General features: G+C 43.0%; 12 protein-coding genes and 1 pseudogene. 4 read left to right on the top strand and 9 right to left on the bottom strand.

The features are described 5' to 3' along the window. Positions 1-131: 131 nt before the first annotated feature. The 3 genes and pseudogenes from BMX84_RS03675 to BMX84_RS12680 form a co-directional block, all read right to left on the bottom strand. Positions 132-1,724: a putative ABC exporter domain-containing protein gene (locus BMX84_RS03675; RefSeq protein WP_091487324.1), complete on the bottom strand. Its 1,593-nt coding sequence runs from the start codon at positions 1,722-1,724 to the stop codon at positions 132-134. Next, entirely contained in the window at positions 1,717-2,415 is a 699-nt protein-coding gene (locus tag BMX84_RS03670) for an ABC transporter ATP-binding protein (RefSeq protein WP_091487323.1), read from the bottom strand. The genes BMX84_RS03675 and BMX84_RS03670 overlap by 8 nt, the downstream gene beginning before the upstream one ends. Positions 2,416-2,915: 500 nt before the next feature. Continuing rightward, a pseudogene (locus BMX84_RS12680) lies at positions 2,916-3,353 on the bottom strand (fasciclin domain-containing protein). A 497-nt stretch (positions 3,354-3,850) separates the two neighbouring features. On the opposite strand from BMX84_RS12680, the gene BMX84_RS03660 reads away from it, so the two are divergent. Further along, positions 3,851-4,840 carry a polyprenyl synthetase family protein gene (locus BMX84_RS03660; RefSeq protein ID WP_177165451.1) on the top strand — a complete coding sequence of 330 codons (990 nt, stop codon included), beginning with the start codon at positions 3,851-3,853 and terminating at the stop codon, positions 4,838-4,840. 13 nt (positions 4,841-4,853) lie between these two features. Beyond that, a complete protein-coding gene (locus tag BMX84_RS03655) occupies positions 4,854-5,765 on the top strand; it encodes a prenyltransferase (RefSeq protein WP_091487319.1) in 912 nt (303 codons plus the stop codon). A 128-nt stretch (positions 5,766-5,893) separates the two neighbouring features. On the opposite strand, the gene BMX84_RS12840 is transcribed toward BMX84_RS03655, so the two are convergent. Further along, on the bottom strand, positions 5,894-7,201 hold the full coding sequence (locus BMX84_RS12840) for a YecA/YgfB family protein (protein ID WP_177165450.1): 1,308 nt from the start codon (positions 7,199-7,201) through the stop codon (positions 5,894-5,896). 551 nt (positions 7,202-7,752) lie between these two features. Between BMX84_RS12840 and BMX84_RS03645 the strand changes: the two genes are divergently transcribed. Next, the gene (locus tag BMX84_RS03645; protein ID WP_091487315.1) at positions 7,753-8,316 is read left to right on the top strand and encodes a hypothetical protein; all 564 of its coding nucleotides are present in this window, start codon (positions 7,753-7,755) and stop codon (positions 8,314-8,316) included. A 667-nt stretch (positions 8,317-8,983) separates the two neighbouring features. Here BMX84_RS03645 and BMX84_RS12475 read toward each other — a convergent pair. From BMX84_RS12475 to BMX84_RS03630, 4 genes are all read right to left on the bottom strand, one after another. Next, positions 8,984-9,148 carry a hypothetical protein gene (locus BMX84_RS12475; RefSeq protein ID WP_177165449.1) on the bottom strand — a complete coding sequence of 55 codons (165 nt, stop codon included), beginning with the start codon at positions 9,146-9,148 and terminating at the stop codon, positions 8,984-8,986. Positions 9,149-9,164: 16 nt separating this feature from the next. Then, entirely contained in the window at positions 9,165-10,139 is a 975-nt protein-coding gene (locus BMX84_RS03640) for an SWIM zinc finger family protein (protein WP_091487313.1), read from the bottom strand. A 125-nt stretch (positions 10,140-10,264) separates the two neighbouring features. Beyond that, positions 10,265-10,975, bottom strand: a complete 711-nt coding sequence (locus BMX84_RS03635) for an SDR family NAD(P)-dependent oxidoreductase (RefSeq protein ID WP_091487312.1) — start codon at positions 10,973-10,975, stop codon at positions 10,265-10,267. Between the two features lie 88 nt (positions 10,976-11,063). Next, on the bottom strand, positions 11,064-11,486 hold the full coding sequence (locus BMX84_RS03630) for a hypothetical protein (RefSeq protein ID WP_091487310.1): 423 nt from the start codon (positions 11,484-11,486) through the stop codon (positions 11,064-11,066). 150 nt (positions 11,487-11,636) lie between these two features. Here BMX84_RS03630 and ndk point away from each other — a divergent pair, with 150 nt between their 5' ends. Continuing rightward, on the top strand, positions 11,637-12,053 hold the full coding sequence (ndk, locus tag BMX84_RS03625) for a nucleoside-diphosphate kinase (protein ID WP_091487309.1): 417 nt from the start codon (positions 11,637-11,639) through the stop codon (positions 12,051-12,053). A 582-nt stretch (positions 12,054-12,635) separates the two neighbouring features. Here ndk and BMX84_RS03620 read toward each other — a convergent pair. Further along, a complete protein-coding gene (locus tag BMX84_RS03620; RefSeq protein ID WP_091487307.1) occupies positions 12,636-13,229 on the bottom strand; it encodes a DUF1349 domain-containing protein in 594 nt (197 codons plus the stop codon). Between the last annotated feature and the right edge of the window lie 21 nt (positions 13,230-13,250).

The following is a 13,250-nucleotide window of genomic DNA, read 5'->3' as shown; positions in this document are numbered from 1 at the left end:
TCACATTGTGAATCATAGCACAATGGCTCCCAGGAATCAGTATCGGTTTAATCACCGTTTCAGCAGGAGCATATGCTTCTGTTTAATATAGGCTATTACCCTTGAAAGAGTCTGCAACACAACTCCCGCGTCTATTCCTCTAAACTCTCGATATTTCTAAGGTTAATTGAAGAGAGATATAAAAATAAAAATAGGACGAGGATCGCGTACAAAGAAATAGCTGTAAAAATTAGAAAGGTTGAGAGTGTTTGTGTAAAGAACAAGGCAACAACTGGACCGATCATAATAATAACGGAGACAACCATACTAATGATGCTGGCGAACGTGTGGCCGATCTTAGCGCCAATGATCGCCTCAATCAAGATCGATACATAGGTCATCATTGCTTTGAGTAGTACGTTTAAGCTGATGGCATAAAGGATCTCTAATAAAGACACTCGCATAAGCAAACCTGCTGGGACGACTAAAAAGATGGCCCGAACGAAAGTAAGTAGATGCTCCAGCAAGCTGGCATTGAACAATTTATTTAGAGGTGAATCTGGCATTAGGAATAAATAGTGATTTTTAAATTCGCTTTTCCAATCCGCACTTGGTCTGAAAAATACCGCTAAGTAAATGCTGAGACCTACCATGATTTCCAGGAAATAATCCGGAACAATAAAACCATCCCAGAAAAGCGACGTGAGCCCCAAGCCAATTCCAGCGATGAGATAAATGAAGTCGCTCCAACCCAGGAAGTACTTTTTAGACCGTCTCCGTTCAATGAATTGTTTATGGAAAATCACGTTTGACTTTAACCCTTTTAGTTCACCTTTATACGCATAGTTCTTTTTCTTATGTCCAAAGGCTTCTGTAAGTGATATATCCCCTTTTTTACTTTCCAATAGAGCGATATTTTCAGAGAAAGATAGAGCATCTTCGTAATACTCTCCGGACACTTTCATTCTATAAGCATAAAACGTTAAACCAATCGCCGAAGCAAAGAACAAGCCCGTAGCGATGAGTCTTACAGGTGTTGGACCAAGCATGATCAGGTTTAACCACCCCAGCTGCCACCCAAAAATGGGTATCATCAAAACGACTGGAGAAGACAGGACTGAAATGATATAAGCAAAATCAAAACCTGACTCTAAGGTCTGACTTACTACCATAGTCATTAAAAACACTGTAAACATAGCTAAAACAACGTAAACGATTCGTTTGATCCACTGCTTTTGCTTAAGCGTGATTTCTTCACTGGCATACATAATGACTGCTAAGCTGTAGCTTAGTAAATTAGAAAACACGATGTTTACAAGGAGATAGATGATACTTGTTAAAAAAGGTACAGTGAATACTAAGACCGCTGCCATTAAAAACATTACTTGCATGGCTAAATTGATATAAACCTCTTTGGACAAGGCGTAAATCAAAGCCTGTTTTGGCGATGTCGGACTAGCTAAGATGAAATTGATATCCTGCTTCTTAAAACTGACACCTTTCCTTTTAAAGTAAGTCAACGTTAACGGCATAGTTAGATAGAGCGTTCCTATACTCGCGATCAAAACAAAACCTGCATGCGTGTTTAAACCTAGATCTGTGATCACTCCCTTCGTCAAAAAGGGAATGAAGAAATAATATGTAACCAGCAGCAACATGCCAAGGGCTTTCAACGGTTTTTTTATCAACTTCTTGAAAAAATTTATGAAAGACTTCCTTACGAGATAAACTAACGATTTATTCATCACTATCACCCGTTATCTTGAAGAACAATTCTTCTAAATCTTCGAGGTCAGCCTCTGTCCGAACGATATTTTCGATCACCTTGCCTTCTTTCATAAAAATAACGCGATCCCATAAATCTTCGATCATTTCGATCATATGCGTACTGATCATCACTGTTTTATTCGCTTCCTTTAATTCAAGGATGAGTTTTTTGATTTCTTTAATGGCTTTTGGATCAAGACCGATCATGGGTTCATCTAAGATAATGACCTCAGGATCGACAATGACTGCTGAACAAATACTTACCTTTTGCATCATGCCTTTAGAAAGCTCGTCACCCAGCTTGTCGACTTTATCGTCTAAATCAAACCGCTTGAGTAAGGCATTGAGCTTCTCTTCATCTGGCGCTTTTCCATAAGCCAAGGCCATGTATTCGATATGTTCACGCACGGTCAATAATGGAAAAAGCGTGGGTATTTCTGGTACATAAGACAATAGTTCTTTCGCCTTTAACGCTTTGTTGTTATAAGTACCAATGCTTATTTCACCTTCAAATCTTAAAAGGCCTACAATGCTTTTGATGGTCGTAGACTTCCCGGCACCGTTCGGCCCAACAAGGACGACAACCTCCCCTTGCCCAGCGCTGAAAGTGACATCGTCAACGGCCTTTGTTTTTTTATATGACTTTGTTAAATGGCTGACTTCTAACATAAAGAACTCCTTTTTAAATTGAAATGTTAACGCTTTGAGATTTAAGACAAACGCATCAGTTGTGATAGACAAACTTTTAAATATCTATCAGTTGATGTCTTAACTTGTGTTTATTTCTATTGATTTAACTGGCTGTCATTTGAATACGCCCTTTTTCCTTGTTTTGCATTATGTAGACTCCTAGATAAACATATCATGATTAGATAAGAAAAGAAAGAGTATGACTATAAACATACTAGTATATATCAGGTTTAATCTTGAATTTGCACGCACGGCTTCTTGCATGCTTGATGTGCCAATGTGTCTGTTCACTGCTCAAGTCGATTTTATCGTCAAAAAAGACCCTTAGTCGAAAGCTCAGACACTTTTTTAAAAGTGCCTAAGCTGAAATCGGCCAAGGGTCAATACCGATAAATTCTCTCAGATGTGTTTACGGTGTTTGAGTGATGATTTCTATTTTGCAGCATTGAAGATTACATGGATATAAAATTAACTGTTATCTATTCTTGCAGCTCAAAATCAGAAGGTACCAGTACCGTATCAATGGCATGGATCACACCATTACTCGCGTCGATATCGGTCATGGTTATGGCTGCATCGTTTACCATCGGATCTCCCGACAAGTCAAAGGTCAATTCTTCGCCATTAACTGTTTCTACTGTCTGACCGTCTTCCAGATCTCCTGCCAATACCTCACCTGGTACAACGTGATACGTCAATATAGATTCCAGGTCAGGCTGGGCAAGCAGTTCTTCTGCTGTAATGTCCAAGTCAGTCAGCAGGGCTTAGAACGCTTCATCAGTTGGAGCAAAGACGGTAAACGGTCCCTCTCCCTGAAGTGTCTCAACAAGTTCTGCTTCCTGCAAGGCAGAGACTAAGATACTGAAATCAGGATTACCTTGTGCAATGGCCACAATGTCTTCTCCGGTTTCTTCCATAGCGCCTTCGTCTGTATCCTCTTCTATATCTAATTCTTCTTCTACATCTTCCTCAACCTCTTCTATTTCTTCCTCTGCAGTTTCAGGGTCTAATTCCGTATCTGCTTCATCATCGGTTGCACAGCCAGCTAAAAATCCGACAGCTGCAAATGAAAGGGCGCCTGCTCGTAACATCTTAACTAATTCTTTAGTCATCATCTATTCTCCCTCTCTTATGCTACAAAATGAACACTCAAACAGATAGAAAGAACAATTATCTTCTATACGTCCAAAGAATAGCAAACGGTTTCATTAAAATCAATTGATAGAATTGCAGTGACTGCCTTTCTTCCCGCTTACCATCGAGGAATGGATTTTTCCAATCACTTAGTTTAAGTCAGCTGAAGGTTTTTATGCAGAACTTCACCCTTTTTCATGTATACTTATTTAATATAGAGAGAAAGTATACATGAACAATGAAAGAACCAACATTTAAGTCGAGAATAAAGGAGAATGGTATGGTTAAAACGCATCCAATGTGGGACGACTACCCCAACATCCAGGCCCATTTAGTGGCGTGCCTTGAACTGATCATAGAAAAAACGACGATTGAAAATAAGGACATAGAAAAAACAGTCACTGCTCTGATAGAGAGTCAGGGAAAACTACTTAGACCCGCCTACTTCTTGCTTTTTTCACAGTTAGGCAATGCCCAAAAGGCTGCATATGACAATATCATCGCTGCGGCTGCCTCGACGGAGGTGCTGCATCTGGCCACGCTCATTCATGACGACATCATCGATGAGGCGGCATTACGGCGCGGGAACGAAACGGTCCACTCCAAACACGGTCAGGATGTGGCGGTGTATACAGGCGATCTAATGATCTCCGTGTATTTCGAATTACTGGCTGACGCGACGGACTCGGTCGAGATCATTCAGCTGAATACGCAGTCGATGAAGCAGGTGTTATTAGGTGAAATCAATCAGATGACGAATGCCTATGATACAGCTATCACCTTTGACACGTACTTGAACAGCATTAAAGGAAAGACCGCTCAGCTGTTTGAGTTGAGCTGTTACGAAGGCGCCTACTTTGGCCAGTGCAAACCTGAAGTCATTGAACAAAGCGGTGTGATCGGCCAGAATATCGGGATCGCTTTTCAGATGCTGGATGATATTTTGGATTACACGCAAACACCTGAGAACTTATCCAAGCCTGTTTTGAACGATGTGAAACAAGGGATCTATACGCTGCCCCTCATTTTAGGCTTGGAGGCGGATAAAGACGCCTTCCTTCCTCTACTGGAAAAAGGAGAACAGTTGTCGGACAGTGATCTGGCTGATTTAGTTGCGCTGCTGCATGAACACGACTGCATCGAACGCGCACACGGTATTGCCAGGGAATACATCGATAAAGCGCTGGCCTTGATCGAGCAGCTTCTCGATCAGCCAGAAAAAGAGGTTCTGTATACTTTGACGAAAACACTACTCACCAAAGACTATTAAAAAGGAGATTCCTATGACACTTAAACAATATATCCTGCTCGCTCAGGTAGAAACCACCACGACCAGTATTTTTCCGGCTTTGATCGGTATCCTTTACGCCTGGTACAATTATGACGCCTTCCGCTTAGGTTTTTCTATTTTGGGCTTACTCACCGTCGTTATCTTTCATCTGGCAGTCAATATTAGAGATAACTATCTGGATTATTACATCGCCGATAACAAGAATGCGGACCACGCTCAGGATATGACCGTCGGCAAGGAAAACATCCCGCTTAAAAATGTCCGCCTGGCTTATTATATATCCGGTGCTGTCGCTTTGGTCATCGGTTTATACTTAGTTTTTCAGACGTCCATCATCCTGTTAGTCATCGGCTTTATTGGAGGCATGCTGATCGGCATTTTGTATACCGCTGGTCCACGGCCGATCTCAAGCACGCCGTTCGGTGAATTCTTCATTGGGTTGTCGATGGGCTTTGGTATCTTCGCTTCCATGGTTTACGTCAACGCCTTTGACGTGATGCAATTCGATCTTGTCACCACCTTGCAGCTGATCGTCGCGTCCATCCCGACCTCCATCACGGTCATGGCCATCCTGCTTGCAAATAACATTTGTGATCTGGAAGAAGATATCGAAGACGACCGGTATACGCTGCCGTATCATATCGGCGTGGATAAAGCCCTCGTTGTCTTTAAATACTTTTACTACGCGGCTTATACCGCGGTCATCCTGTCCGTCGTTTTCGGGACCTTCCCACGACTTGTGGCCTTGTCTCTCTTGACTTTCCCGTACGTCTTGAAGAATATCCGCATCTTCACGAACCATCAGGACAAACAGACCACCTTTATGACGACGATCATCAACTCAGCCGTCATCCCCGTTCCAATCATTATCACTTTCTTCCTTGGTGCCTGGTTGAATATCTGATTATTCTAATAAAATAGGCAAGAAAAAATCAGTGACGAACTGAAAGGTCTCCTTTCGGTGTTCATCACTGATTTTTTTTGTTCATAACACTTTTTCTTGCCTTCTACTTTAAAAGAATAGGCGATGAATTATCTACCGCAGCATTTTTTGAACTTCTTGCCACTGCCACAAGGACAAGGATCATTGCGTGACACGTTTTTGTACGGATTTGTAACAGGTTTTTGAACTGGAGTCGTTTCCAGGAAGTTATCAGATGAAAAATGACTAGCCGCTTTATTTCTAATGAGTAAGGATGCATCCATTTTATCTGGATCATACATTACTCCTTCAAAGCGATCACGCATTTCTATACGCGTATAACCATGGAGCTGCCATTCCCGACTATGATTTGCGGCATCGGCATATAGCTCAACAAAACGGTCAGCTTGTTTTGGATTTTGGAAAAAAAGGACGCTGAAATCATCTAGTTCTTCTACAACTGATTTGAATCCACTTCCGATCTTCAAATGGAAAGTCAATATCTCCATGGCATTACCGTGGTCTTTCGACACGTCACGCACAAACTTTTCTAACTGTTTGTAAGACTTTTCTTGAGCTCTAAAATCAGTTCCTATCCAAGATAAAAGGATTTCTCTCGAGGGGATATAATACTCTTTTTTAAAATAACTCTCCGACCCAAGTCTAAACGCTTCTGCGTCTTCTATGGTATTGAACGCCTTACTAGCGATATAGTCATCCTCTAAACTATAGTAAGTATCTTCTACCATTAGAATATTCACAAGGATGAAAAAAGTCTGGTAATCGTTTAGTCCAAACGGTTCCTCAGGATAAGCCTTACGATATAACGTGAGTAGAAAGTCTTTACTGACGATGCCATACAGATCAATAGCTAATTCAAGGAGACGTTGAATATGGACAAAGCGCTGAACACGTTCGCTTTTACGGATGGATTTGAGTTGTCTCAGTGCATCTGCCAGCTCGGTTGAATGAACGCTGATCAATTGATCTGAAGAATCCTTAGAAAAAAGCAACCCTAACTTCACTGCAGCGGGATAAACAGCAAGGAAAAACATCGTCTCACGCCTAGATAAGTCAGTATTTGAAAATTTACCATCGACAAACAGCTGTAACAATTCTATCTGCAGATCGTTAAAAAAACAGACGCGTTCGTTATAGGTGCCACTTATTTTCTGGGAAAGTGTCTCGACCATTTTAGCTTTATTCCAGCTTTTTTTTACCGGGATGCCATTGATCTCTGCAAGTGTACATAAACTATCTTTGGTATAAGCATCAAGGCAATCCGATAACTTGTTCGATTTGGGCACACGCTGGAGAGAAAGAGTACTTAGGGTTTCATCTACTGATTCCTCGACGAGCTGTGAAGTGAAATCGTCTGTGTATTGTTCAATCAAATCATTGTATTTAAAGTCATTCATTGATAAAGTTCTCCTTTTACTGGTTCGTCCATAAATAATAGTTAACACTGTTACAAGTGAAATATCATTACCTGCTCGCGACGGAGAATCACTGCAGTTATTGTATAAACAACGAGTGATTTCTTTCATATCTCAATCGTCACGTACGTGATCGCGGCAGTGATTATATAATGACACACTCTTCTCTTTGACGTCAATAGTTACAATAAAATCCTTATAATAACTCATCAGGACAATATGATCTGGCTGTGTGTGCCTCTATTTCTCCTCACATTTTTTTATGTCATTTCTTATTTGAATAAACACAACATCAGTTTACTCTACCTTATCATACTAGTGAAGATCAGCACTGGCTCTTCCCTCTTTTTTCGTACCTTCATATGAATTTTCTAATGAAACAGCATCCATGATTCCGTTCACTTTGAAATCTCTGCCCTGTTTTTGGTATGATGAAACAACGTGAAAACGGACCGAAGCAACTGAAGCTGGCGAGTCCGCTGCGTTTCATACGAGAAATACGCTTGATTTTTATGTAAAGAAAGGGAAATAAAATGAAGACCAATTTTTTAGATCAGTTTTACACGATCGACCCGGATACAGGCAATTATATCATTGACATTGCTTTAAAGGATTATGACGAGGTATTCAATACGTGGGATTCGTCTGTCTACAATATAAGGGATCTGGATTCCAGCCTGAAATCTTTTTTAGATGAATTTTCATATGAGATCGACTCAAAAAATAAAATTAAGCTTGTCTTTAACATGCAAGATGAAAAGAAAGACAAGGAAATGGAAAAGACTATCATCAACGGCGTCCGCAACCATTTTAACTATCGCTATTTTTTGACGACGAAACACACGAACCGGAAGAGAAATAAATCCTTTGTGTATATCGCAGTCTCCGTTCTGTTCACGATCTTGACGACCTATCTGCAGATCAGCGAAGAAAGCCGTCTGCTTCAGGAACTCTTGCTTTTAAACTTAACGGTCGGCAGCTGGGTGTTTCTGTGGGAAGCCTTCTCCATTCTCTTCATGCAAAGTAGTGATCTGACACAAAGACGGAAGCATTATAAACGGATCGTCACCGCACCGATCGAATTCAGATACCACTAGCTCCTCCATATGAAAGCACAGCCTTCTCTGAAAGTTGATACTAACAGAGAAGCTTGTGCTTTTTTATTGATCAGAAGCCTTCCTAGGTGATAACCGGAACTGAAATGAGAAAGATTAATTGAGTTCCTGTTATGAGCACTTATAGCTGTAACTGATTGGAAGGAACGAGAGTGAGTTGCTGTTATAAGGACGTATAAGCATAACTGTGGCAGAAAAATGCGGATGAGTTCCTATTATTGGTGCCTATAATAGGAACTGAAAGACTAAAAGTAGCTTGAGATACTGCTAATATCCGCTATAGTGGGAACTCGACATCTATGTACGACTTGGGTTACCGATATAAGCGGCAATAGCCGTAACTCGAAGACTTTAACACGTGCGAGTTCCTGCAATAAGTATGTATTCAAGGAACTGAGCGCTCGCCATAAGGTCGAGTTCATGAAATAAGCGACTATTCCCGGGACTGAAGACTAGCCATGAGGTCGAGTGCCTGCAATAAGTATGTATTCCAGGAACTGAGCGCTTGCCATGAGGTCGAGTACCTGAAATAAGCAACTATTCCAGTAAGTGGGTGCCGGAAAAAGGATGAGCTCCCGAAATAGCCTTCAATAAACGTGAACTTATTACAGCGCCTGACCTTTTTCGTGTGAATGGCTTCTGAATGTGTCTAGGTGAAGAAAAAGAAAAAAGATGTCCGAAATAAGTGCTCAACATAGGGCATCTGGATCGGATGCGCCGGTGTTCCGTCATTCTCTTCATCAATGACCCACTTACCGATGCTGTCTGACGCGATCATCGGCAGGTACTGTGTCAAGCTGTCAAATCTTCCCATTATCGACCGTCTCCTTTTATCCCCCATACCACTGTTCGACATACTGTTTCAACTGTTCGAGCTCTTTATAGTTCGTTCCGTCCCCCATCTGATTACAGATGTCTATCTTCTTGTTTATGAGTGCGATGTATTTTTTTCTGGGGAGGTCTTCTTCCAGGTAGTCTTTGAAGGCATCGATGAGCTGGACGGATTTTTGCATGTGCGTGTCGTAGAGTTTGTGGTCCAGGGTCATTTCCAGAGTGACGACGATATTGGATTTTTTAGCTGATGTGATGAATGAATGCTGATCCAGCCGCTGTTGCATCTCAAATAGGATGTATGTAAGTAAGGCATCGATGCTGCCGAACTGGTCCTGCGTGTATTCTTTGATCATCAGGACTTCGGTATAGAAGAAAAGCTGTGTGTTGAAGAAGAGGACGAGTTCGTCGATCTCTCGGGCGATGTCGACCACTTGAGCCAGGTCATCGGTGACGTCCATCAAGGTATAAGAAGTCAGATCATCTCTGCCGTTGAGGTAGAATTCGATTTTTTTGACAAAGGTCATTTTCAGGTAGCGCAGATCCGGGTACAGCCGGTACTTGGCGTGTTTCATCAAAAAGTATTCCTGTTCGGACGGGTATTTCATAGCCATCTCAACGAGCAGCTCGATCAGTTCGTTTTTATAGAGCCGTGAGAGACTGAGGCGCAGGTTTGTGTCGTTGATTCCCATCCCTTTCAGACCCAGGCTCACAGATAAATGGTAAAAGGCCGCCGCCTGGTGCTTGCAGAAGGGTCCCTTGTCATAAGGACAGTCACATAACGCATGCGTGATGGTGTTCAGGTCCTCGGCGAACGTCACGGTGACCGTGTACGGTTTCGTCCCTTCGACAGTAAAAGTATAGTGCCGGTCGTCGTTTTTTTTGACGTCCAGTATTTTGTCCCGCTTGAAGTAGTCCAGCCCGCGGTCAAGGATTTTTGAATCGATCTCGGTTTCGAATGCAGTCAGTTTCATCTCGCTCACCTCTTTTCTGGATAATATGATTCAGTCATTAATAAGTAGTCTGCGGCCCCTAATAACCGGATGTTTCGGGACCACACGACTGGTCTCCTTTTTAGTTCAGGTCTTTTTCAAGCTTTTTATAAGGCTTCTTCCAGGCTTTGTCCTCTAAAGCCCTGGGCCTGAAGCCACTGGCAGCTGACGTCTTCTTTAACAAAGGCGCCAAGGATCATGCCAGGGATGACGGTTTCCACCGAGTGAGATGCCTGTGATCCGCCCATATCTGTTTTGATCCAGCCGGGGTCGACGGCATTGATCGTCACGTTTTTGCCTTTCAGTTCGCCGGCGTAGTCTCTGGTCAGCTTGTCCAGCGCCCCTTTTGACGCTGCATAAGCGCCTTGAGCGGGCTGATTCTTGATGCCGCTAGTGGTGTTGATGATCCGTCCGAAGTTCTGTTCCACCATGCCCGGAAGGAATTTTTCAATGAGTAGCATCGGAGCGATCACGTTTATTTTATAGGTCCATAAGTAGTCATTCGCGTCCACTTTCCAGTACGGGTCCTGACTCATTGGCTGGACGCCCGCATTATTGAAGAGGATAGAAACCGGTGCTTTTTCTAAAACCGTGTCGGCCATGTCTCTGGCCGCTTCTTCATTCGACAGTTCCGCTGCTACAGGAAAGACATTCACGCCAAGCTGTCTGATCTCTTCCACGAGCGATTCCGTGTGTGCGAGTTCGCGGCTGTGGACGATGACGTTGGCGCCCCTTTTTGCCATGGCTAAAGCGATCTCCCGTCCGATCCCCCGACTCGCTCCCGTTACAAGTGTCCATTTGTTTTTGATGTCTATCATTAATATTTCCTCCCTTATTAAGTTTAGTTGATCTGAAAGTTAGGCCTATTTTCTTCATGCATAAATTACTTTGAATAAAATTGAAATGTTAGTCGTCTTCGTAATTTTCGGTGTAAAACTCCATCTGATAGATATTGCCTTCTTCGTCTTCATACTGACGGTTGTCGATGTCAGTCAAAGAAATACTTCTGTCGTCATAACTGATGTCGATCGTTTTGTCTGAGACGTCATAGGTGACAAGCTCATGGTTCTCATACCCTTCATCATTCTCAAAGTCTTCAAAACCATCAACGTCCTCATCAGTGTCATCAAAGCCGTCGAAGATACTGACCTCCTTCTGTTCAGGTCTGATCTGGATATGTCGTGGTGCTTCGGTCTCGTCGCTTCCGTCTTTTATACGCAGCAGTGAGATAGGCTCGGTCTGGATTTTTGAAACGTCTTCATCCGTGCCGCATCCCGCTAAAGTGAGTAGTGCTCCAGTTAGCGCTAAGTATCTTAGATGGTGTGTCATCTTGTCATCCTTTCTATAAAAATATTTTATGTAACACTTATCTATATTTATTCTACTTGAAATGGCTTACAGTTTCGAGAGTCTTTTTTTCAAAGTTTCGTATTAATGTGATAAGCTGAAATTAGAAATAATTTAGAGGAGGATGTTTGAATGGAAGAACGCACACTGGTCATTATCAAACCGGATGGGGTCGAACGAAATCTGACGGGCCATCTGTTGAAAGAATTTGAACGTAATGATCTACGCATCAGCCGCCTTAAGATGATGCAGGCCGATATGGAACTGGCACGCAAGCACTATGCTGAACTGGCTGATAAGCCATTTTTCAATAAACTGCTGGACTATATCACACGTGGCCCCCTGGTCGTCTGTGTGATCGATGGTGAAGAAGCGGTCCACCGCGTACGTGAGCTGGTCGGTGACACCGATCCGAAGGTCGCCCGCCCCAATACCATCCGTACCCTTTACGGAAAAGACAAGACGGAAAACACGATTCATGCGTCGGATTCAGTCGAAAGTGCCGAGCGGGAAATGATGCTGTGGTTTGGTGAACTGTACGAGAAGTAATGAAGTGAAATAAGGTCGAGCTGGAAGCTTCCAGCTCTTTTTTTTATCAAATAATTTCTGCGATAAATATAAGCCCCGTTGTCTGCTTTGTTTAAATTGCAGAAATATAAATCGTTTACCGATCTGATTCACTTTCAAGGCAAGCGAGCTGCAAGAGTTAGAGGTTATTCAGTCCGGCGGGTCTTAATACTCCCTGGTTCGACAGTTAGCTAAAGGAGACTCTCGGCTAAATGCCGAACCGGGTGAACTTCGACAAGTAGGTTAGCTAGGCTTAGCTGTAAGTGTCGAAAGTACGGCCTATTCGGTCGATAGCTATGCATCAAATCATCCTACTTACCGAATGGAGCCTTCTTCGGCAAGTAGAACGACCGATTACTTTTCAAAGTGTCGAACCGGCGCTTACTTCGGTAAGTAGATCAAGGATTACGCCGGCTAGTTACCGAACTTGACCGACTTCGACAGTTACGTTACAAAAGACTGATCGTACTTACTGAACCCAGTCAAAAAACTGTAAAAGCTTAAAATAAATTATCCCTTTTGCTGGTCTACACTAACCTCTGCAGCTTTTGTATAGACTCTCTCCTATTCATGCGCTTCCCATACGCCGGGTCCGATCGTCATCTCGCTGAAGGTCGCTTTAAAGGAGCCATTTTCTGGACTGCAGGCATACACACCAAAGGAAACTGGTGCGTCGCCTTTATCCATATGGCAGATACGGATCTGCTTGAAATTTGTGCCGTCCAGGCTATACTCCACACGGAAGTCCGGTCCTCTGCGGCTGAGCCGATACCAGACAGTCGTGATCGCCGCGTCGATATCCTGACTGGCCCAGTCTGAGTATCCGCCGTTCGTCACGACGCTTCCCAGACGCTGGTAGTCTTCGTTCTCGTATTCTGACGACGCCTTGATCCAGTTATCTGAATCCAGATATACCACGATCCCTGCCTGGTCAAAACGGTGACTGCTTTCATTCTCGACTTTTGTGACGAATGAAAAGGACGGTTCATCTGTCTGGGTCTGAACCATCGGCGCATTGTCGTTCTGAAAGCCGTAATACGTCCGCTGCCAGAGATCCGTCCCCGGTTCGGTATGGATCACTAGGCTTTCGTCGGTCTGTTCCATCTTTTTTGGTGCATTGAGTGTAGTAAGTTCTTTATTCAAGAAAGGTTCTGTCATGTTCCGTTCCCCCCTTAGTTT

This window comes from Alkalibacterium putridalgicola (genome assembly GCF_900109825.1).
GTDB classification, from domain to species: Bacteria; Bacillota; Bacilli; order Lactobacillales; family Carnobacteriaceae_A; genus Alkalibacterium; species Alkalibacterium putridalgicola.
The sequence above is the reverse complement of the archived record's forward strand: the minus strand, read 5'-3'. Positions and strand labels throughout refer to the sequence as shown.

What these genes read in the sequence shown, in the direction of transcription:
- BMX84_RS03675 (WP_091487324.1), bottom strand. Translation starts at nt 1,724, where the DNA reads ATGAATAAATCGTTAGTTTATCTCGTAAGGAAGTCTTTCATAAATTTT.
- BMX84_RS03670 (WP_091487323.1), bottom strand. Translation starts at nt 2,415, where the DNA reads ATGTTAGAAGTCAGCCATTTAACAAAGTCATATAAAAAAACAAAGGCC.
- BMX84_RS03660 (WP_177165451.1), top strand. Translation starts at nt 3,851, where the DNA reads ATGGTTAAAACGCATCCAATGTGGGACGACTACCCCAACATCCAGGCC.
- BMX84_RS03655 (WP_091487319.1), top strand. Translation starts at nt 4,854, where the DNA reads ATGACACTTAAACAATATATCCTGCTCGCTCAGGTAGAAACCACCACG.
- BMX84_RS12840 (WP_177165450.1), bottom strand. Translation starts at nt 7,201, where the DNA reads ATGAATGACTTTAAATACAATGATTTGATTGAACAATACACAGACGAT.
- BMX84_RS03645 (WP_091487315.1), top strand. Translation starts at nt 7,753, where the DNA reads ATGAAGACCAATTTTTTAGATCAGTTTTACACGATCGACCCGGATACA.
- BMX84_RS12475 (WP_177165449.1), bottom strand. Translation starts at nt 9,148, where the DNA reads ATGGGAAGATTTGACAGCTTGACACAGTACCTGCCGATGATCGCGTCA.
- BMX84_RS03640 (WP_091487313.1), bottom strand. Translation starts at nt 10,139, where the DNA reads ATGAAACTGACTGCATTCGAAACCGAGATCGATTCAAAAATCCTTGAC.
- BMX84_RS03635 (WP_091487312.1), bottom strand. Translation starts at nt 10,975, where the DNA reads ATGATAGACATCAAAAACAAATGGACACTTGTAACGGGAGCGAGTCGG.
- BMX84_RS03630 (WP_091487310.1), bottom strand. Translation starts at nt 11,486, where the DNA reads ATGACACACCATCTAAGATACTTAGCGCTAACTGGAGCACTACTCACT.
- ndk (WP_091487309.1), top strand. Translation starts at nt 11,637, where the DNA reads ATGGAAGAACGCACACTGGTCATTATCAAACCGGATGGGGTCGAACGA.
- BMX84_RS03620 (WP_091487307.1), bottom strand. Translation starts at nt 13,229, where the DNA reads ATGACAGAACCTTTCTTGAATAAAGAACTTACTACACTCAATGCACCA.